Source organism: Acetobacterium sp. MES1 (assembly GCF_002237635.1).
GTDB classification, from domain to species: Bacteria; Bacillota; Clostridia; order Eubacteriales; family Eubacteriaceae; genus Acetobacterium; species Acetobacterium wieringae.
In genome coordinates, this window is the sequence record NZ_MJUY01000050.1 from 163,391 (window position 1) to 181,578 (window position 18,188).

16 protein-coding genes are annotated in these 18,188 nt (G+C 41.9%); 3 read left to right on the forward strand and 13 right to left on the reverse strand.

The annotated features are described in order from the left end of the window. Nucleotides 1-5: 5 nt before the first annotated feature. The 8 genes from BI182_RS14100 to BI182_RS14135 all read right to left on the reverse strand — a co-directional run bounded on the left by BI182_RS14100 (nt 6) and on the right by BI182_RS14135 (nt 8,157). Complete coding sequence (locus BI182_RS14100) at nt 6-224, reverse strand: hypothetical protein (RefSeq protein WP_070371298.1); 219 nt, start codon at nt 222-224, stop codon at nt 6-8. A 205-nt stretch (nt 225-429) separates the two neighbouring features. Continuing rightward, nucleotides 430-2,328, reverse strand: a complete 1,899-nt coding sequence (gene phnD, locus BI182_RS14105) for a phosphate/phosphite/phosphonate ABC transporter substrate-binding protein (RefSeq protein ID WP_286808773.1) — start codon at nt 2,326-2,328, stop codon at nt 430-432. 33 nt (nt 2,329-2,361) lie between these two features. Beyond that, nucleotides 2,362-3,591: an aminopeptidase gene (locus tag BI182_RS14110; protein ID WP_286808775.1), complete on the reverse strand. Its 1,230-nt coding sequence runs from the start codon at nt 3,589-3,591 to the stop codon at nt 2,362-2,364. A 219-nt stretch (nt 3,592-3,810) separates the two neighbouring features. Continuing rightward, nucleotides 3,811-4,878, reverse strand: a complete 1,068-nt coding sequence (gene buk, locus BI182_RS14115) for a butyrate kinase (RefSeq protein WP_286808776.1) — start codon at nt 4,876-4,878, stop codon at nt 3,811-3,813. Between the two features lie 60 nt (nt 4,879-4,938). Further along, complete coding sequence (locus BI182_RS14120; RefSeq protein WP_228880531.1) at nt 4,939-6,099, reverse strand: ArsA family ATPase; 1,161 nt, start codon at nt 6,097-6,099, stop codon at nt 4,939-4,941. A 35-nt stretch (nt 6,100-6,134) separates the two neighbouring features. Then, the gene (locus tag BI182_RS14125; protein WP_286808777.1) at nt 6,135-6,380 is read right to left on the reverse strand and encodes a hypothetical protein; all 246 of its coding nucleotides are present in this window, start codon (nt 6,378-6,380) and stop codon (nt 6,135-6,137) included. A 23-nt stretch (nt 6,381-6,403) separates the two neighbouring features. After that, nucleotides 6,404-7,570: an ArsA family ATPase gene (locus tag BI182_RS14130; protein WP_228880526.1), complete on the reverse strand. Its 1,167-nt coding sequence runs from the start codon at nt 7,568-7,570 to the stop codon at nt 6,404-6,406. Between the two features lie 89 nt (nt 7,571-7,659). After that, nucleotides 7,660-8,157 carry a MarR family transcriptional regulator gene (locus tag BI182_RS14135; protein ID WP_228880524.1) on the reverse strand — a complete coding sequence of 166 codons (498 nt, stop codon included), beginning with the start codon at nt 8,155-8,157 and terminating at the stop codon, nt 7,660-7,662. A 208-nt stretch (nt 8,158-8,365) separates the two neighbouring features. On the opposite strand from BI182_RS14135, the gene BI182_RS14140 reads away from it, so the two are divergent. After that, entirely contained in the window at nt 8,366-9,193 is an 828-nt protein-coding gene (locus BI182_RS14140) for a metallophosphoesterase (RefSeq protein WP_286808781.1), read from the forward strand. A 2-nt stretch (nt 9,194-9,195) separates the two neighbouring features. Here the strand turns inward: BI182_RS14140 and BI182_RS14145 are convergent, their stop codons facing one another. Both BI182_RS14145 and BI182_RS14150 read right to left on the reverse strand, forming a co-directional pair. Further along, a complete protein-coding gene (locus tag BI182_RS14145; RefSeq protein ID WP_148637708.1) occupies nt 9,196-9,513 on the reverse strand; it encodes a hypothetical protein in 318 nt (105 codons plus the stop codon). A 175-nt stretch (nt 9,514-9,688) separates the two neighbouring features. Further along, nucleotides 9,689-10,516: a DUF4391 domain-containing protein gene (locus BI182_RS14150; RefSeq protein ID WP_286808782.1), complete on the reverse strand. Its 828-nt coding sequence runs from the start codon at nt 10,514-10,516 to the stop codon at nt 9,689-9,691. Between the two features lie 303 nt (nt 10,517-10,819). Between BI182_RS14150 and BI182_RS14155 the strand changes: the two genes are divergently transcribed. Together BI182_RS14155 and BI182_RS14160 are read left to right on the forward strand one after the other, a co-directional pair. Then, nucleotides 10,820-12,649, forward strand: coding sequence for an HD domain-containing phosphohydrolase (locus BI182_RS14155; RefSeq protein ID WP_286808783.1), 1,830 nt, complete (start codon nt 10,820-10,822; stop codon nt 12,647-12,649). A gap of 318 nt (nt 12,650-12,967) precedes the next feature. Continuing rightward, entirely contained in the window at nt 12,968-14,032 is a 1,065-nt protein-coding gene (locus BI182_RS14160) for a GGDEF domain-containing protein (RefSeq protein WP_070371286.1), read from the forward strand. Nucleotides 14,033-14,768: 736 nt separating this feature from the next. On the opposite strand, the gene BI182_RS14165 is transcribed toward BI182_RS14160, so the two are convergent. From BI182_RS14165 to BI182_RS14175, 3 genes are all read right to left on the reverse strand, one after another. After that, nucleotides 14,769-15,245: a universal stress protein gene (locus tag BI182_RS14165; protein WP_070371285.1), complete on the reverse strand. Its 477-nt coding sequence runs from the start codon at nt 15,243-15,245 to the stop codon at nt 14,769-14,771. 866 nt (nt 15,246-16,111) lie between these two features. After that, nucleotides 16,112-16,744, reverse strand: coding sequence for a DUF47 domain-containing protein (locus BI182_RS14170; RefSeq protein ID WP_286808784.1), 633 nt, complete (start codon nt 16,742-16,744; stop codon nt 16,112-16,114). A gap of 28 nt (nt 16,745-16,772) precedes the next feature. Then, complete coding sequence (locus BI182_RS14175; protein ID WP_070371283.1) at nt 16,773-17,822, reverse strand: inorganic phosphate transporter; 1,050 nt, start codon at nt 17,820-17,822, stop codon at nt 16,773-16,775. Between the last annotated feature and the right edge of the window lie 366 nt (nt 17,823-18,188).

An 18,188-nucleotide genomic window follows, 5' to 3' on the forward strand; every position in this document is an offset into this window, starting at 1 on the left:
TCCGTTTACTCCCCCGTTCCGAAATCCTTTCCATACTCAATCTTATCAAGCAAATCATTGAATTTTTCAGTGAGGGTATCGACGTTGGTCTTTAATTCGTCATCTCCCGGAGTACAGTTGCCGGGGAAGCCATAGATTCGTCCGCTTCCCACTTCCTTTAATAAAAAAAGAATCTCTGTGATTTCCTGGGCATATTTGTTTCTAATATCCGTTACTTTCTCCATTCTCTCCTCCTGCAGTCGGTTTTTGTCATTTTGACACTGTTTTAAATAATTTTACCCGCTCTGTTTAAAAAAATAACCGCCAGGTTTTTCGGCAGTTATCTTTTCATGATTCAGAACCACTGTTTTACTAATCAATATGATCATGATCAACCTCCCATTATTCTATTCTTGGAAGTTATACCCCATAATCCCTTTTTTTAACAGACTACATTACTTCCCGGATTACATCGTATTTGGCGTCATCACTTTCAACAAAGCCTTCAACGGGGGATTTGATATTGGGTGCCTTGACATAGTCCACAAAAGCCTGTCGTAAACGATCAGTAAATTCTATTGGTAATTTGGGGTTTGCAGCAATGGCATCCTTGGGAATATCCGGAGTTTTGGCAATAATCCGGAATTCGTCGAGATTAATCCCGCTTTTTTCTGCCTCTTCCATAGCCTCGTTATAGGTGGCCCCGGCATCGTATTCCCGAGACAGTACCGCTTTAATGACACTGTCATGACTGCCCAGATAAGCCGTTCTGGAAAAAAGAGTCTTGGGATTCAACCCTTCTGACTTCATGCTATGCTGAGCATAGAGGTATCCCGACGCACTGCCTTCATCGACGTAGGCAAAACTACGACCTCTCAAGCCACTTAAGCTGCCAATACCGCTGTCTTTACGGGTGATAATGTAGCCATTGTATGATACTTTACCATGAACTTTTGGCGATACCAATGGTTCAATGCTAACTTTTTCATGAGCGGTGACATAAGCAAAGGGCGAGAACCAGGCCACGTCGATGATGCCTTCTTTCATGCCTTCACTGAGGGCATCATAATCCTTCACAATCATCGTGCGCACCTTATAGCCAATCTTTTTAAATACCGCATTTAAGATCGGCACGTACATTGTTTTGATGTTTTCCGGCGAGGTAAAGGGATTGACCCCAAAGATAATTTCATCTTTATTTTTATTCTTTGCCGTCAGTTTCTGGACGCTGCTGGCCATTTCTGAAAGCTTGGTGCAGTAATTCAGCAATTCAATATTTTTTGACTTCTGGGTCACAATGGTGCTGATTGTATTGGTGGTCACCCGGTGGGTGGTGTCCACCGCATCCGACACCTTGGCAACCGATGACTGGATACCATGGGAGGTATTCACCTGAACGCTTGAAATATCTTTGATTTCATTCATCGATTGATTCAACTCAATCAGGACTTTCTGAATATCTCCGATGACATCCCCGGATTTCTGGGCTGCTCCTTCAATATCTTTGGTGCGGGTAGTGCAGCGTTCAATGGCGGCATTGGAGCGATCCACTTCGACAATCACCTGATTCACAATCTGTTCGATTTCGGTGGCAAAGGTCGCCGTACTGTCTGACAGTCGTTTGATTTCTTCTGCCACCACCGAAAAGCCTTTGCCAGCGGCTCCGGCCCGAGCCGCTTCAATGCTGGCATTCAGCGCCAGCAGATTGGTCTGACGGGAAATATCCTTGATATAATCGACAAACTTGCTGATCTGTTTAGACGAACCGTCCAATTCATCATTAATTCCTGAAGCCTGATTAACCCCCTCAATCAAATCCAGCAGCAGGTCGGAAATGCTGCTGATAGTGGCTCTGTTTTCGCTTAGCATCGCAACCGACTGGCTGGAGTTTTCTTCAATTCTGACAATATTTCCCTGAAGCTTACTGGATACCTGGGTAAAATGATTGATTTCAGCATTGATTTCATAGGTGCTGGCCGCATTTTCTTCGCTGAGTTTGGCAATTTCATGGGCCTGATCGACAATGGTATTAAAGACCTTGACATTCTCTTCGGAAAACCAGCTCAGTTTTTTGATATCAAAGTCCATGGTTTCCAACAGCGAAAAAAGCTCGCTGTTGACATTTTCCTTTTCCTCGTCTTCCATGGTTTTGTCTTTTTCTGCGATAGTGTTAAGCAGCTCTAAAATGTTGTTCATCGTGGCCTTGTTTTCATTTAATATTTCGACTGAAAGCAGTGAACTTTCTTCCAGGCTCCTGATGTTACTTTTCAGTTCTTCCGAGGTTTGAGTAATCGTTTTAACCTCCTGGTGAATATCTGCCAAATTTGTATTTTTTTCTATCTCATCCATGATCTATCTCCGTTCTTAAATTCTTATGACGCTTCAGGCCCAGTTACCGTTTTTGAATAGCGCAATTTCCAGACCATCGCTGGTAATTCCCGTTATCTCTAAATCCTTGGTACCAATCATAAAATCCACATGGGTATCGGACTGGTTGCCCCCGGATGCCAACAGCTCATCTTTGGTCATCTTTCCGCCATCCCGGATATTGGTGGGGTAGCATTCTCCCAGGGCAAAATGACAGGCGGCATTTTCATCAAAAAGGGTATCATAAAAAAGAATTCCGGTATTGGAAATCGGTGAATCGTAGGGAACCAGGGCGACTTCACCCAGGCGCCGGGCGCCCGCATCGGTTTCAATCAGAATCTTGAGATATTCCGCCCCTTTGGCGGCCTGATAGTCGATCACCTGACCCTCGTGAAAGGTCAGGCTGAAATTTTCGATCAGGTTTCCCTGATAAGAAAGCGGTAGCGAGGAAACCAGCGTGCCTTCTGCCCGATAACAGTCCGGGGCGGTAAAAATCTCTTCGGTCGGCATATTGGCAAAAAAATAAACCTGATCCGGGGTAAACTCACCGCCACCTTCCCAGATGTGATCTTTGTGAAGACCGACGGTAAAATCTGTTCCGAGACTATTTTTATAACGAAGGGCATCAAAATGGGCCTGGTTGAGGATTCGACATTTTTCAGCCAGCATCACCTTATGGTCATGCCAGGCTGTAACGGCATCACCTGAACCGATCCGTACCGCCTCAAAGATGGCATCCCATAGTTTTACGATGGCTTCCTGTTCATAAAGTTCCGGAAAAACTTTTTTGGCCCATTTCGCTTCGGGAACCGCCGCCACACACCACTGAAATTCACTGTTCATCATTTTTTTATAATAGGGTTCGAAGGCCTTGGCCGAGGCCTTGCTGCTGGTTTGCAGTTTTTCGCTGGCCACCCCTTTGTAGGCTTCGGGATCATGACCAACAATGGAAATGACCGCAGCTTTCTGGTCGGCATAATAATTCCGGGATTCGGCCAACCAGTTCGGGATATTACCCAATACCTCCAGACTGACATGATCATAGCGCAGGCGGCTGGTTTTGACATCATTCCAGAAGACGATTACATCTCTGGCTCCAGCTTTATAGGCCTCTGCTACAATCATTCGGCCAAATTCATAATTCTCAACCGAACAATTGATCACCGCTAACTGATCCGGCTGCACGTTTGCGCCGGTGCGGACAATCAGGCGGGCATATTCCCTCAGTTTTTCCATATGGTCCATTTGATCTCCCCCTTTTTAAATATCGTTATGAGCGACCCGACAAAAAATCCAAGCCGGTTTTGACAGCTTCGGGTCACTGCAAAAACCAGCTGCTTTTTTGTAAAATTCTCATTTTACCGTATTTGCATAACTGTAAAAATTATATCACGTTCATCAGAGAAAGAAACAAGAAAAATTTGTGAAAAGCAGTTAAACCAAGCTTCCACTGGGAACAATTTGTCAACGATATATCCGGGGTTCTTCTTCTCCTCTTAACAGCCGCAGTCCACCCAGAGCCAGGGCTTCCATTTCGTTTTCTCCCGGCAGACATTTAACCGGAGCCAGAAAGGCAATGTATGCCTTGATCATCGAGGTGAGTTTCTCCGAATAGGCCATCCCGCCGGTGAGGATAATCCCATTGATGTCGCCTTTTAACACAGCAGCCATTTCGCCAATGCCTTTGGCAATCTGATAGGCCTGGGCTTCATAAACCTGCTTTGCCCGCCGATCGCCGGACAAAATCCGTTTTTCAATGACCCGGATGTCCCCAGTCCCCAGATGGGCTTTCAAGCCCCCCAGCCCGCGGATTTTTTTTAACAGCTCAGCTTTTTGATAGTTTTTCTCATAAATCAGCTCCACCAAGGCCAATAAGGGAACGCCACCCGACCGTTCCGGCGAAAAAGGGCCGCTATCATCGGCAATCACATCGATGATCCGTCCCTGTTTGTGTGCGCTGATCGAAATACCCCCGCCCAGATGGGCGATGATCAGATTTAACTTTTCATAGCTTGTTCCCATTTCGCTGGCATATTTCCGGCCCATTGCTTTGCTGTTTAAAACATGGCAGAGACTTTTTCTGTGAATCTCCGGAAACCCGGTAAGCCGGGCGACATCTGCCATTTCATCCGACGACACTGCATCATAGATAAAAGCAGGAATCCCCAACGGCTCGGCAATAGCCGCCGCCAGCAGGGCCCCAAGATTGGCGGCATGAGGCGAAAGCTGCCCACTCAGAATCAACTCTTTCATGGCCTGATTGATCCGGTAACCGCCAGCATCTATTGGTGGTAACAAACCACCCCGGCCAACCACTGCCGTCAATCGATTGAGATCAAAGCGGTGTGCACTTAAAATTTTTTGAACGGTCTTTTTTCTGAATTCAAACTGCTCATTTACAGTTAAAAAGGATTCCAGATCGGTACTGGTATGTTCAACCGATTGGCTAAACAGCTCGGTTTCATTTTCAAAAACTGCGATTTTAGTGGAGGTTGAGCCCGGATTGATGGTTAAAATTACAAAATTATGCATCGTTTGCCGTTCTCCTGTTCACTTTAATTGCTTTTTTCCATTGTAAACCCAATTCTTATTTTATGCAAATTTTATCGTCAGCTTACCCTGATCATATCTGGCACTTTGCACCGTTTTATTGCGAAGGACGTCCGGTAAGGTAAAACAGCGTTTTTCATTCTTTATTTGAATCATCAGTTCACTGCCTTTCTGGCCCATATTCATATCCGTTTTTTGGGCAAACGGAAGGTTTAAAATAAACGCATAGCCATCAGCTTCTTTTTTTACTTCAAAAATGGTATCTTCAAATAAAATCCCAGCCGGGTCGGTTCCACCAAAAATCTGCTGTGCAGCTTCATGCAGGATCGCTTCACCGATCAATTCCCGATCAAGTAGCATCAGCGTAAAAACCGGCACCGGGGTAAAACTCTCGCGAATTTCCTGAAGCCCCTCTTCCTGAAGACTGATCCATTTACTGAAATACCCGTCAAGAGCCATCGCCGGATAGACTTTGTTGACGATCACGGCATCGATCGTATAATTGTATAAATGCAGATAGGTAAAATTTCGTTTCGCCTCCTTGATGACAATCCGCTCCGGGGTCGTGACGATGCGGATGCTGAGGATTTCCTTATTGGTCATCAACGCCTGTAGCTGATAGAGCTTTTCATTTAATTGTTCCACATCATCAAAGACATTATCCTCCGGCATCGGAATTTTCATAACCTTTTCAACCATCGGGCCTGCCACCTTAACCGCCTTTTTTTTCATTGGCAGTACAGTTTTAATCATATTGCCAAACATTTCCGGAAACTTCAGCAGCGACAGGGTCTCGCCGGTCGGCGCACAATCGACTATCAACACGTCGTACTGGTTTTCCTCGTAAATGTCGATAATTTTAAACAATGCAAACAATTCTTCCAGTCCCGGAAAAACCAGTAATTCCTCCGCTTCAATGCCCCCCTGCGCCCGGGCCGTCAACAATTCCTTCATGTAGTTTTTCATATTTCCCCAGGCTCGTTCCCCTTCCAGGATCGCATCAATTTCCAGCCCCCAGAGCAACTCACTGATCTTAACCGGGGTGTTCTCCAGCTTTACACCAAATGAATCTGATAAACTATGAGCTTGGTCGGTACTCATAATCAAAACGCGTTTGCCGTCTTTGGCCAGTTTAACCGCCGTTGCCGCCGCTACACTGGTTTTACCGACCCCGCCTTTGCCGGTATATAAAATAATTCGCATGGTCTTCCCCCTTTTTTTATCTTCACATAATAATACTAATCGATAGATACTTTTCTGACTTTTTTTTCATGCTCCGATCCCGCAGTTTTTTCCTGTTCAGCAGTGCTCACCGCTGCGCCAACATCCAGTGCCCATTCCCTGGCCAGGTCAACGACGATCCCTTTTACTTCCTTTTCGATCACCGAAACATGTTGGGCAATCGATGGGGACAGCAGGGACAAAAACGCATCCCGCTCATACTGCTTGGCCAAGATCATGTTTTTAATAAATTCACGGTTCATTATTAAACCTCCTCTTTTTAATTTTATTCAAAGGCAATGACCAGGGTACTCTGGTCAAATTTTGCCGAACTGACAGTCATTCCTCTAAGGCTATTGGGTAGTGGAATATTCCGCTTGTAATTACCAATTTTGACAATCACATCCGACCCGGCCAGATTAACGGCCACCGCATCTTTGGTAATATTCGGTAAAAAAAGTTTCAGTTCATAACCCGTCGCAGTCTGCTCATATTTTTCACCCGCAATATCCGCTTTGATCGCAAATAAGTCGCAACTGTCGGTGAAGACCTCGGTACAGATCCGGTTGATGGCATCCAGGCCCAGCAAATCAGTGTCGTACCAGGGAATATAATATTTGGGAATTTGATCAAAACAGGCTTCAATTTCAGCAATGTACTTTTTCTGAATGGTAATCCATTTTGCAAAAAAGGGATTTTCGATTTCCCGGGGCAAGATCCGGTTGATAAAAATGCCATCGACGTTGTAGTTATAGAGCTTCATGTACATATAATTCCGTTTGGTTTCTGCCACCACCATTTTTTCCGGAATGGTCACCAAGCGGACCGAGGATACGTCCTTATTTTTTAACAACTCCTGGAGCTCAATCAACTTCACATAGAGGGTTTCAATATCACTCATGGCATGACGGTCAGGCAATTGAATCTTAAATAATGATTTTGAAACCGGCGACAGAATCCGTACTGCCACCTTGCCGACAGGAAAGAATTTATCCATATACCAGCACATCAGCTCCGGGAATTTAAGCAGCGACAGGGTCTCTCCGGTCGGGGCGCAGTCCACAATAATCCGCTGATAGTCGCTGTCATTGTATAATTCCTGAATTTTAAGTAAGGCGAATAGCTCATCCATCCCTGGCATCATCGTGAACTCATCCATTTCTGCACCATCCGGATTAATTGAGCCGATCATGTTGTTAAAGGCCTGCATCAGGTTTTTAAAATCCGTTTCCATCACATAATTGGGATCGATTTCCAGAGCATCAAGATTGTCAGCCACTGTAACCGCTTCTTTGCCAATTGGATGATTAAAGAGATCCCCCAGATTATGGGCCATATCCGTACTGACGATCAGCGTCTTTTGGCCTTGCTGAGCTGATTTAAGGGCATGGGCTGCCGCTACACTGGTTTTTCCCACCCCACCTTTGCCGGTAAAGATCAATATCCGCTTCATAAGTTTCCTCCTGCTATTTTAATTCCTTTTTCGAATAGTTCGTTGTTCGAAGTATTCAGCTGAAAAGATGCTGCCCGGAGGCAGCCGTTTTATTCAATGATGATTTTTCTGATTTTTGAACTGGTTTGCGTTTCGACGATCGCGCCGGTATCTTGGTTGATGGTATCGATGACCTTATCCACCAGTTTGAATACCAGATTGACCTCCTCGGTAGTGAAGCTATCCATTATCAATTGTCCGAAACGGATCATCTCCGTGAGGATATTTTGGATTGATGCTCGGCCGACTTCGGTCAGTTTAATGGTGACCACCCGTTTATCTTCTGAGCTTCTTTCGCGAAGAACAACCTCCCGTTTTTCCATCCGGGCCACAATCCCTGTGGCCGTATTCAGTGGCACACTGAGATAGTCAGCGATCTGGGTCATATTCACATCACTTCGTCGATACAAAAGCATCAGTACAAACACCTCATTTTTCGAACAATTAAAAATTTCATTGCCCCAGATCTCCGGCGACAAAAGATATTTTATTTTGTCCAGGTATTCAAATATCAATGCTTCCAGATTGCCATTAAGACGATTTTCCATTTTGCTGTTCCTTTATTATACGTGTAAGATACTTCATCATTCGAATTAATTTAATTCTACATCCGAAGTACTTTGTTGTCAACCCCTTTTTTCTGAAGTCTCCCTTTTAATGGCCGTGCCATTCTGAGCCATTCTCAGAATTTTTCCTGATTATTAAAGACCCTTTAAAGCTTGCGGGTTATAATGCAGAGAGCCGAAAGGAGTCACGATGAAATTTGGAAAATTCTTACTGATCACAACCATTACCTTAGCCTCCCTTTTGGTGGGCTGCTATCCTTATGCCCGATATATAGAACCCAATCTCTTAATGGTTAATCGGGAAAAACTGGTCAGCAGCAGACTTGAGGCCCCCTTTAAAATCGTTTTTTTTGGTGATACGCATTTGGGTGAATTCAACGACAACGGCCAGCTCGAGCAAATTGTCGCAAAGATAAATGCGGAAAATGCCGACCTGGTTGTCTTTACCGGTGACCTGATTGGATCCAGTGGCGATTTTACCGTCAATCCGGATATAATCGCTCAGAGTCTGGCTGGAATCCACGCCACCTATGGCAAGGTTGCCGTTATCGGAAATCATGAGTATGCCTTATTGGATCAATACAATTATTCCGACTTGATGAACGCTGCCGGTTTTGAGGTTCTCATTAATGACTGGCTGGATATTTCTGAGCTTAATTTGCGGGTGCTAGGCCTGGATGATGTTTATCGGGGTAATCCTGATTTGAATCTGACTGATGCGGCTCGGGACGGCGCTTATAATATTCTGCTGACCCATGAGCCAGATATTGTCGATGACATGAACAGTGATGCGGTTCAGCTGGTTTTAGCTGGCCATACCCATGGCGGCCAGATCTCACTGCCCTATCTCACCGAGAAGATTCTGCCCGCCAATGGAAAAAAATATGTCAAAGGGCTGTATGCGATTGGCAGCCAGGGACAAACCAACCTGTTTGTCACCAAAGGCACCGGCATGACCAAATTGCCCTTTCGCTTCCTGAACGTCCCTGAGATTGTCTCAATCGAAGTCAGTCCTTAGATTTATGATTGCTTTTGGGCATGAAGCTGTTTACGGATCTGTTCGACAATCTGCAAAATGGTATAGTATTCCACCTCAATCACATTGATCGTTGTATCATAGCCATCTTCTTTAATAATCTGGGGTGTAAAAATCAACCTGATTTTATTGCCTTCTTCATCATTCCAATCGACTGTGGTCATTTCCTGTTTTAAACTTCTGAAGTACAATTCGATCTGACTGTCATTCCAGGGCAGATAAAACCCTTCCTGATTCAGTGCTTTATTAATGTCTCTGACTCGTTTTCCGATTCCTTTAATATTCTGTATCCGTTTTAACATCGTTACTCCTTTTCCCAACCCTGTTTTTTGACTGTCTTTAATTTTAAGCTTTTTTTCAAAGCCTGGCAATTCATTTTCGCTGATCTGCTTGTTTCCACCCTTCTTCGAATTGCTTTACAAAAAAACACCCTCGACGGGTGCTTTTTCTATATTGGTTTGTTGATATAATCATTTTTTAGATTAACGAATAATCAAAGCGGTTTCTTCTATTATCCCGCATCTTCATATATACATTGGGAAAATAAGCGCTTACTCCTTCAGGTTTTTCCTCCTGAGTCGTCACAATTTCCGGTTGATGGATTTCAATATGGGTCGACATTCCCCGTTTAATTTTTTGTAATTCCTCTCGTGTCGTTTTTAAATCTGTCGCTAGTTTAACCTGTTTGCCAAACTGCATTTCTTTTCCCATCTGACTTTCGAGATTTTTAATGGTGGCTTCCAGCCTTTCCAATTGCTCGAACTTTCCTGCTTGTTCTACTTTTTCAATCAGTTCATCATTTTTTTTCTGACTTTTATCGCTCCAGACTGGAAACGCTTTTCCAGCAATCTGCATAAAAAAGTTCTCATAAATCTGATCCAGATTCATGCCATTAATCTTCAGTGACAAATCATCAGCGCTCATCCAATTCGTCTGATGATAGTTTTGGCAATTAAATAGACCCGTTTGGGGATTAAACATCTGATGATCACAGCACCAGAGCTGACCCCACTCTTCGTATCGAACCAGGAAAACCGCATATTGATCAATTTCCCGGTTGATAATTTCAAGAATCGCGGAACTGATCGCCTGTCGGTTTAGGATAATTTCGACGATGGCGATTTCTGTAACATTTTGCCCCGTTGGATGTGCGATTGTTTCAGGTGAAAGGGTATTGATCCAGATGATGCTACGAATTTCATCGATGAAAATCTTTTTTGACGCACTGTCGTCATTTAAATATTTATAAAACAATTCTTTGGGCAGTCGCTTGTATACATTGGTGGTTCCTGGCAAGTCAATCATGGCATCTCCTTCTCAAATTTTTTGTGTGCTGATTTTAAAGACAATGGCTTCTCTGTTTATGTAATCGACTAATCATCCAAAATACTTAGGTATTTTTGAAGCACCACCTGATTAACACCTCTAAAACAAGCCTGGCATATTTTTATCTAAACTTCAGTGCCTTTTACTCCGATTAGCTTTATACTTACCCAGAAATCCCTTTACTAATTATAATAATTAGTCTTCTATGGATGCACCCGCTTGTTTAAGAGCAAAATTTATTGGTATAAATGTTACAAAGACTGTTAACTGGAGGCTAAATCAATGAAAAAGTTGCGCATCATATTGTTCATATTCTTTACTGGTCTTTTTTGTTATCTGCTTTCTCCAGCGGTCTTCGCAACGACCAATGATCTGGGAATCTATACTAAAGAGATTTTGATTGTTCAGTCCTATCAACGGGATTATTACCATACTCGAGTTTTGGAAGAAGGAATTGAAGCGGTACTTTTTGATTCAGGAGAAAAGGTTCGCATCCGGTATGAATTTCTGGATACAAAAAGCAGTCTAGATGCTGATAATTTTAAAGCCCTGGCTGAACTAATGACTCAAAAATATCAGCAGGTTTCACTGGATGGTATTATCCTTTGTGATGATGATGCCCTGCTGTTTTACAATCAGTATGGCAAAACAATCTGGCCCAATACCACTTATGTTGTCAGTACGGGCATCAATTCTCTGAGACCTTACAGTCAGGGGATTCCCGGTATGGTCATTATCGAAGAACGGCCGGATGTGTCAAAGAATGTTGCGCTGGCTTTAGAACAAAATCAAGCAAAAGCTATTAAAACGCTGCATTTTATTTATGATGAAACCACCACCAGTAACGAAATGCGCTCAGACATCGTGTCCATGCTTGCCGAAAAATACCCGGAATATGAAAGTCAACACTACTTTGACAAAACACCGGAGGAACTCAAAACAATCGTTGATAATAGCGGTGACACCGATCTGTTTTTCTATGTCTTGTATTCTCGGGATCGAAATGGTATAACCTACCATTATGATGAAGTTCCCCGGTACATTTTAAAAAACGCCAAGAACCCGGTGTATGCACTCTGGGATTTCTACCTTGGTACTGGAGTGGTTGGTGGCTACGTTGCTTCTTCCTATAAATATGGCGAAAGTGCCGCCAACACGCTGCTTGATCTCTGGGCCGGACAATCCGTTTCACCCTTAGTTTATGAGGATGGCTCACATTATCAATATATGTTTGATTATAATGTTCTAAAAACATATCAACTGAGTTATGTTCCAGAAGGCGCTACAGTAATCAATAAACCGGTCTCCTATTTTGAAAAAAACAAAAACTTGATTATTTTATTCTCTGTGATCACCGGGGTACTGATCACCATTATTGGTCTCCTCCTCTATGCCATTCGTGAAAAGAATATTCTTAACCAGAAAACGGTCGAAATCGCTGATTTGAACCAGGAAATTGTGGATACTCAGAAGGTTTTGATTTCTAAACTGGGCGCTGTCATTGAAACCCGCTCGTTCGAAACCGCTAACCATGTCAAACGGGTCGCCCGGGTTTCTGCCTATCTGGCCAGGGAGTACGGACTCTCCGAGCGTGATGTGACGATTCTCTCTGCGGTATCACCCATGCATGATGTCGGAAAAATCGGGATCGGTGAAAATATCCTTCATAAACCCGGCCGCCTTTCGGAGCAGGAGTTTGAAATCATGAAGTATCACACCAATATCGGTTATGAAATTCTGAAAAGCTCCGAGCGGGAAATGCTCCGTTATGCTTCTCTGGTAGCTCTCGAACATCACGAAAAGTGGGGCGGCGGTGGCTATCCCAGCGGTAAATCAGGGCTGGACATCCATATCTTTGCACGAATTACAGCGATTGCGGATGTCTACGATGCGCTTAGCAGTATCCGCTCCTACAAAGAGGCCTGGTTTCAGGAATCTGCTGTAGCTTATCTCCTCGAAGAAAAAGGAAAATTTTTTGAACCCAAACTGGTGGATATTTTTGTGACCAATATTGTTGAAATCGAAGCCCTTCGCAGCGCAACATCCGAGGATGAACTCAACGATTTCAGCCAGATGTATAAGTATTTGAAGGAACAAATGATGGACGAATAAGCGACAATTAGTCGTCAATTGTTCTTGCGTTGCAATTGTCCGCTTATTGGTATTCTTTAACAATGGTAAAATTTTTTATGTTTTATTCGACTATTTCTGAATTTTATCCAATTATAGTTATCTCAAAATTAAAATAACGATGCTTTATCGTTATTTTTTCTTTTTTCCCATATCGTGTTTATTCACCTTGAAAAACAAACCGGTTAAATGTTACAATATGAGCCATATCATCCAGATTCCGAAAAAAGGTTGCATCCATAATCGTTTTATGGTTAACCCGACCAGGATGTGTTAATATCTATAAAGGAGGCCAGCATTTTGCATTTAAACAAGAATTGGTACACACACATCATTACATATTTATGGATTGCCATTGGCGTTTCATCGTCAGTGACACTGCTTAATCTGTTTTTTTCCAGTCTGGCTCCCCAATCTTTTTTCCTGGAACGCTTTCTATTCCCGCTTTTACTTGAAGTTATAATTCTTATTGTTTTAAAAAAGCTGATTCGCTTAAATACAACTGTCACCCCTTACTTTATCATCGTTGGATGTCAGGCCATTGTCATGATTCTGTTCATGGTTCATTATCCTGTTTTTTACGTAATGCTCTCGCTTTTTTTGATGCCCGTGCTTATCTCGATTTTTTTTCTGGATCTCAAACTGATTGACTTCTCTTTTTATCTGTCCCTTGCTGTATTTGTTGGCATGAAGTTGTTGTTCCCCCCGCTGTCAATGATGTCAGTAATTGAAGTTACGACATTTTCCGCCATTCTGGTGAGCTCTTATTTTCTTTCCCGGGAATTGACAAAACGATTTTCAGTTGTCTATACCGATATGGTTATCTCGGTTGAAAAAGAAAAAGAACTTTTATACCGTAACATTTACATGGAAAAGCTCACAAAGATGGATTTGGCTACAAACTTATACAATCATAAAACATTTCACGAGTATCTGGATGAGTTGGTGGCCCAATGTCGCAAACAACCCTTTAATCTTTCACTGGGATTGATGGATCTTGACCGGTTCAAAGGGATTAATGACCGCCAGGGCCATGGCAACGGTGATAAGGTTATTGCCACTGCTGCTGCTATCATTCGTGATAATCTGGAAGCCAATGATTTTGCTGCCCGCTACGGCGGCGAAGAGTTTGCCGTTATTTTTACTGAAAAATCACCGGAAGCCTGTCTTGAAATTCTTGAGCGAATACGAACCGATCTTGAAACGGCGGTTTTTGATACCATGCCTGATGAGGTTGTCACCATGAGCATCGGTTTTACCCCGTTCACCCCTAAAATGAGTAAAACTGACTTGTTCGAAGCAGCTGATGCCAGTCTGTATTCGGCCAAAAAAAATGGCCGCAATCAAATTCAATGTGCATCGTGATTCCAGCACTATCTCTTCGTCAGATTGATCCGACTTTTAAAAGGCAACCACATCCTATTTTTAGCAACAAAAAAAGACTAATGCCGATTCTACGCTTTTACCTGTAGAATCGGCCTAGTCCAAAATCTCTGTTGTCATCCGTTTGGATTCCTCCTATGATTTTTTATCAAAAATCTTCTTTTTTCACTTTTCAAGTAAATTTCTCCAATTTTTAGGATGCTCTTGCTTTTAAAATTCGATTTGTTTGATACTCACCCGATTATTATTTACTAAATTTTTTACTTGATATTTTTGACTTCAGAACATTTTCTCGTTTCCAATTTAATATCGGATATGGCTTTCAGAAACCGTGAGAACTTTTCTTTTTTCAAGGATATTTTTCATTCATCGTTCATTTAATTCGTTGTGAGGTTACCTTCTTGTTTTAATTTAAGCACAATTTGTTTTAAAAATTATTTAAAACAAATTTTTCCTTTGCCGTTAATTTATTTGATTTAATCAGTCTCGATTTTTTACGTTGATGCTGATTATCTCATTTATAATTATTGACAACTTGGATCTTATTTACTTTTAAATGATCAGTTGATCTTTGATTAATTGTATTATAGCACCTTTTTGAAATAAGTAAATAGATTTTTTGTAAACGTTTGTATAAATATTACAAATGATTTGTAAAGCCGATTTAAAGCCATTCTCTCTGCTAAGGTACCGAAACCGTTTGTCACCTTTTTAAGCATTATTTAAGATCCTCATGAATCGATAATACCGGGCAAGGTGCTTCTGAAATCACCCGCTGGGTAACTGAACCGGTAAAAAAGCGCTTAATTTTTGACATCCCCCGGTTACCCATGACAATCAGATCGAATGCTTCCTCCCTGGCGATTTCCAGAATTTCAATGGAAGGTTCTCCGGTCACTACTAATTTTTCCAGATCAATACCGGAAAAATCAAATTCTGCCACAATAGTGTCCAGCATCTCTGCGGCCCGTTCTTCCAGTTGTGACATAATCTCCATTTCGACGCCACCGGCTGAAATGATGGAACCATCCACCTGATGCCAGAAGTTCTGGTTTCTGCCATAACTGGTTACATGGTTTTCTTCCACAACTGTCACCAGCTTCATCGCAAAATCATATTTTCGGGCAATCTCCATGGCTTTTTTCAGGGCGTTCATGGATGCCCTGGAACCATCAATGGGTACCAGTAATTTCATGATCATATCCTCCGTTTTTTTTTTATCATGGCAATAAATTACGATTATTTTGTGCTCTGATGTTACTAAATATACCCCGTTTCGCTTTTAAAAAACAGCATTGTCATTAAAACGATAAACACCTATCGCCTAAATCCGGCCACGATCCGGCCTTAAAACTTTTTTACAATAATCAGCATCATTACTTTGTATTAAGCCAAAAAAGACTAAGACCGATTTTACATTTTTATCTGTAAAACCGGCCTAGCCTAAAATCTCTGTTGTCATCCGTTTGGACTCCTCCTATTGATTTTATCAAAAATCTTCTTCATCACTTATCTTTGTAAATATCGCCAACTTTTTGGAATCATCTTACTCTTTAGATTGGATTAATAACCAATACAATCGTTTAGAAATCTTTTCGTCATCATCTTCACCGAATGGTATTTCCTGATCCCCAATGATCTTTGACTATTTCTATTAAGAGTTGTTAAGGTTATTACCACTCTTCATTTCGGAGCAATCTGTTTTCTCATTCAAATTTTTCCCACTGCCATTAAAACGAATTAATTGACCATTTGCTAATAGGTTACTTTAGTCTGGTAATTTTTATTTTATTGGTGAGCTGTGCGATTATTTACTTTTCAATGATCGAAATCACTAAAATTAGAAAATGATTGATGATCTTTGATTTAGATATAGTATATCACGTTATTATAATATGTAAATAGATAAAGTGTAAATGTTTGTATAGTTTTTGCGTACGTTCACATCAAGCCTGTAAATAGGCTTCACAGGTTAAAAAATACACCCTCCGCTTTGCAAAAACAAAACGGTGGTGTATATAAAATGGCTACTCAAAACCAGGCGCTTATATTTTCCCTGATTTAGGAGTTTTTTAGAATAATGCTGGAAATAATATCTGCCGCATCCTCGAAAGAATCACAGCTTTCTTCAAAATAATCATAAATACGAATGAGAGCAATGGTTTCGATATGATCCCGTTTATCTATAAATAACTGTCTTACCGAGTGAACATAGAGGTCGTCGCCCTCGTTTTCCAATCGATTGATGGCAATAATTGCCTCATTTAAGGCTTTTGGTTTCTTAAAAGATTTCAGTTCTTTGATTGCTTCATGCAGACACGTCGCACTTCTAACAATCAGCTCCATAAACTTAAACATTTCCGGGGTGATCTTTCCAATCTGGAACATATCCAAATATTTGAGGATGTCTTCAATCAGATCGATAATGGTATCCAGCGCACAGGCCAGATTGATAATATCTTCCCGCTCAATGGGGGGCAGAAAATCACTGTACATAAATTCCATCATCTCATATTTGAGGTTATCTGCGGTTCGTTCCACTTCGTGAAGTTTGACCAGCTTCTTCTCCAAGCTTTTAAGATCATAGTCCTGAAGCGTTTCATTGAGCATTTCGGATGCTTTCACGATCAAATTAGAAACAGCAATAAATTCCTTGTAATAGTTATACCCTTTTGTTTTAACTTTTTTTGACATAATGTCTCCCTTTTAAGATAGTGTTGTTTTAGAATATTTGCATAAAAACCCAGGCCATGATAAATCCGACCAGGCCACAACCCGGGAAAGTCAATACCCAGGCTAAAAGCATCTCTCCAACTGTTGACCAATTCACCGAGGAAAACCGTTTAGCGGCACCAACGCCCATGATTGCTGTTGTTTTGGTATGGGTGGTACTGACAGGTAATCCGAAAACAGATGAAATCAACAAACAGATTGCTGCCGCAAGATCAGCACTGAAACCCTGAAAGGATTCCAACTTAACCATATCCATACCAACCGTTTTGATAATTTTCATCCCCCCAATGGAGGTTCCCAGGGCCATAACCAACGAACATAGAATCATCATCCATACTGGAATCACAAAATTCGTGGCGTCAGCATTCCCCTGTGCCAGAAATATCCCCAGCATAAAAATTCCCATGAACTTTTGTCCGTCCTGAGCACCATGCATAAAAGCCATGGCCGCTCCGGCGCCAATTTGACCATTCTTAAAAAATACATTTGTCTGCTGTCGAGACATCTGTTTACAGATCAGCATCACTATTTTTACGACCAGAAAACCTAGCCCAAACCCTAACAGTGTCGATGTCCCAAGCCCATAAACGACCTTAATCCAGGCTTCTCCATTAATTCCGCTAATTCCCCCTTGCAGTGCAATGGCGGCACCAGATATACCTGCAATCAATGCATGGCTTTCACTGGTTGGAATCCCGAAATACCAGGCAGCTGTTGCCCAGAGCACAATGGCAAAGAGGGCTGCACACAAAGCGATGAGCGCATCGTCTGAACCGCTGAAATTTACCATATTGGCTACCGTTTGGGCTACCGTCGCATTGATGGCAGTCATAACGAAAACCCCCAGGAAATTGAAGACGGCCGCCATCACAATTGCTTTTCTTGGCTCCAATGATCGGGTGGACACGCAGGTGGCGATGGCATTTGGCGCATCAGTCCATCCATTTACCAAAATTACCCCAAGGGTTAAAACTACAATGATGAGCAAAGCTGGATTGCCGGCAATGCTGCTGATAAAATCCGATAAAGTGATTGTCATTTTTTTAAGAATACCCCTTTTCTCTCTACACATTCAAAAGTCTTTTTTGAATGTCATACTCGACTGTTTTTTTGCCGTACTCATTCTACACCATAAGTTCCCAAAATAGAACGCTTTTAACATAAATTTAACAAATTTTTAATCTGACACTCCTTTAAAGACGTTTTTTGTCAATATTTTAATGTCTGATCGTGAAATACAATCGAACTTTATGTGACAGTTTTATGATTCTTGCATTTTTTGAGTTTTTTTATTGTAATTTATAGTAAATCATTGCAAAATTTATAATTAGGGTGTAAAATTTAAGTAACGAATTGTAACCGAATTAATTGGAATTATTGTAAATTAAGCCGATTATTTCTAAAA

Coding starts and splice junctions, on each gene's coding strand:
- BI182_RS14170 (WP_286808784.1), bottom strand. CDS start 16,744: ATGTCAAAAAAAGTTAAAACAAAAGGGTATAACTATTACAAGGAATTT.
- BI182_RS14175 (WP_070371283.1), bottom strand. CDS start 17,822: ATGACAATCACTTTATCGGATTTTATCAGCAGCATTGCCGGCAATCCA.
- BI182_RS14110 (WP_286808775.1), bottom strand. CDS start 3,591: ATGGACCATATGGAAAAACTGAGGGAATATGCCCGCCTGATTGTCCGC.
- BI182_RS14100 (WP_070371298.1), bottom strand. CDS start 224: ATGGAGAAAGTAACGGATATTAGAAACAAATATGCCCAGGAAATCACA.
- BI182_RS14135 (WP_228880524.1), bottom strand. CDS start 8,157: ATGGAAAATCGTCTTAATGGCAATCTGGAAGCATTGATATTTGAATAC.
- BI182_RS14150 (WP_286808782.1), bottom strand. CDS start 10,516: ATGATTGACTTGCCAGGAACCACCAATGTATACAAGCGACTGCCCAAA.
- BI182_RS14120 (WP_228880531.1), bottom strand. CDS start 6,099: ATGCGAATTATTTTATATACCGGCAAAGGCGGGGTCGGTAAAACCAGT.
- BI182_RS14145 (WP_148637708.1), bottom strand. CDS start 9,513: ATGTTAAAACGGATACAGAATATTAAAGGAATCGGAAAACGAGTCAGA.
- BI182_RS14155 (WP_286808783.1), top strand. CDS start 10,820: ATGAAAAAGTTGCGCATCATATTGTTCATATTCTTTACTGGTCTTTTT.
- BI182_RS14165 (WP_070371285.1), bottom strand. CDS start 15,245: ATGAAATTACTGGTACCCATTGATGGTTCCAGGGCATCCATGAACGCC.
- BI182_RS14125 (WP_286808777.1), bottom strand. CDS start 6,380: ATGAACCGTGAATTTATTAAAAACATGATCTTGGCCAAGCAGTATGAG.
- BI182_RS14130 (WP_228880526.1), bottom strand. CDS start 7,570: ATGAAGCGGATATTGATCTTTACCGGCAAAGGTGGGGTGGGAAAAACC.
- buk (WP_286808776.1), bottom strand. CDS start 4,878: ATGCATAATTTTGTAATTTTAACCATCAATCCGGGCTCAACCTCCACT.
- phnD (WP_286808773.1), bottom strand. CDS start 2,328: ATGGATGAGATAGAAAAAAATACAAATTTGGCAGATATTCACCAGGAG.
- BI182_RS14140 (WP_286808781.1), top strand. CDS start 8,366: ATGAAATTTGGAAAATTCTTACTGATCACAACCATTACCTTAGCCTCC.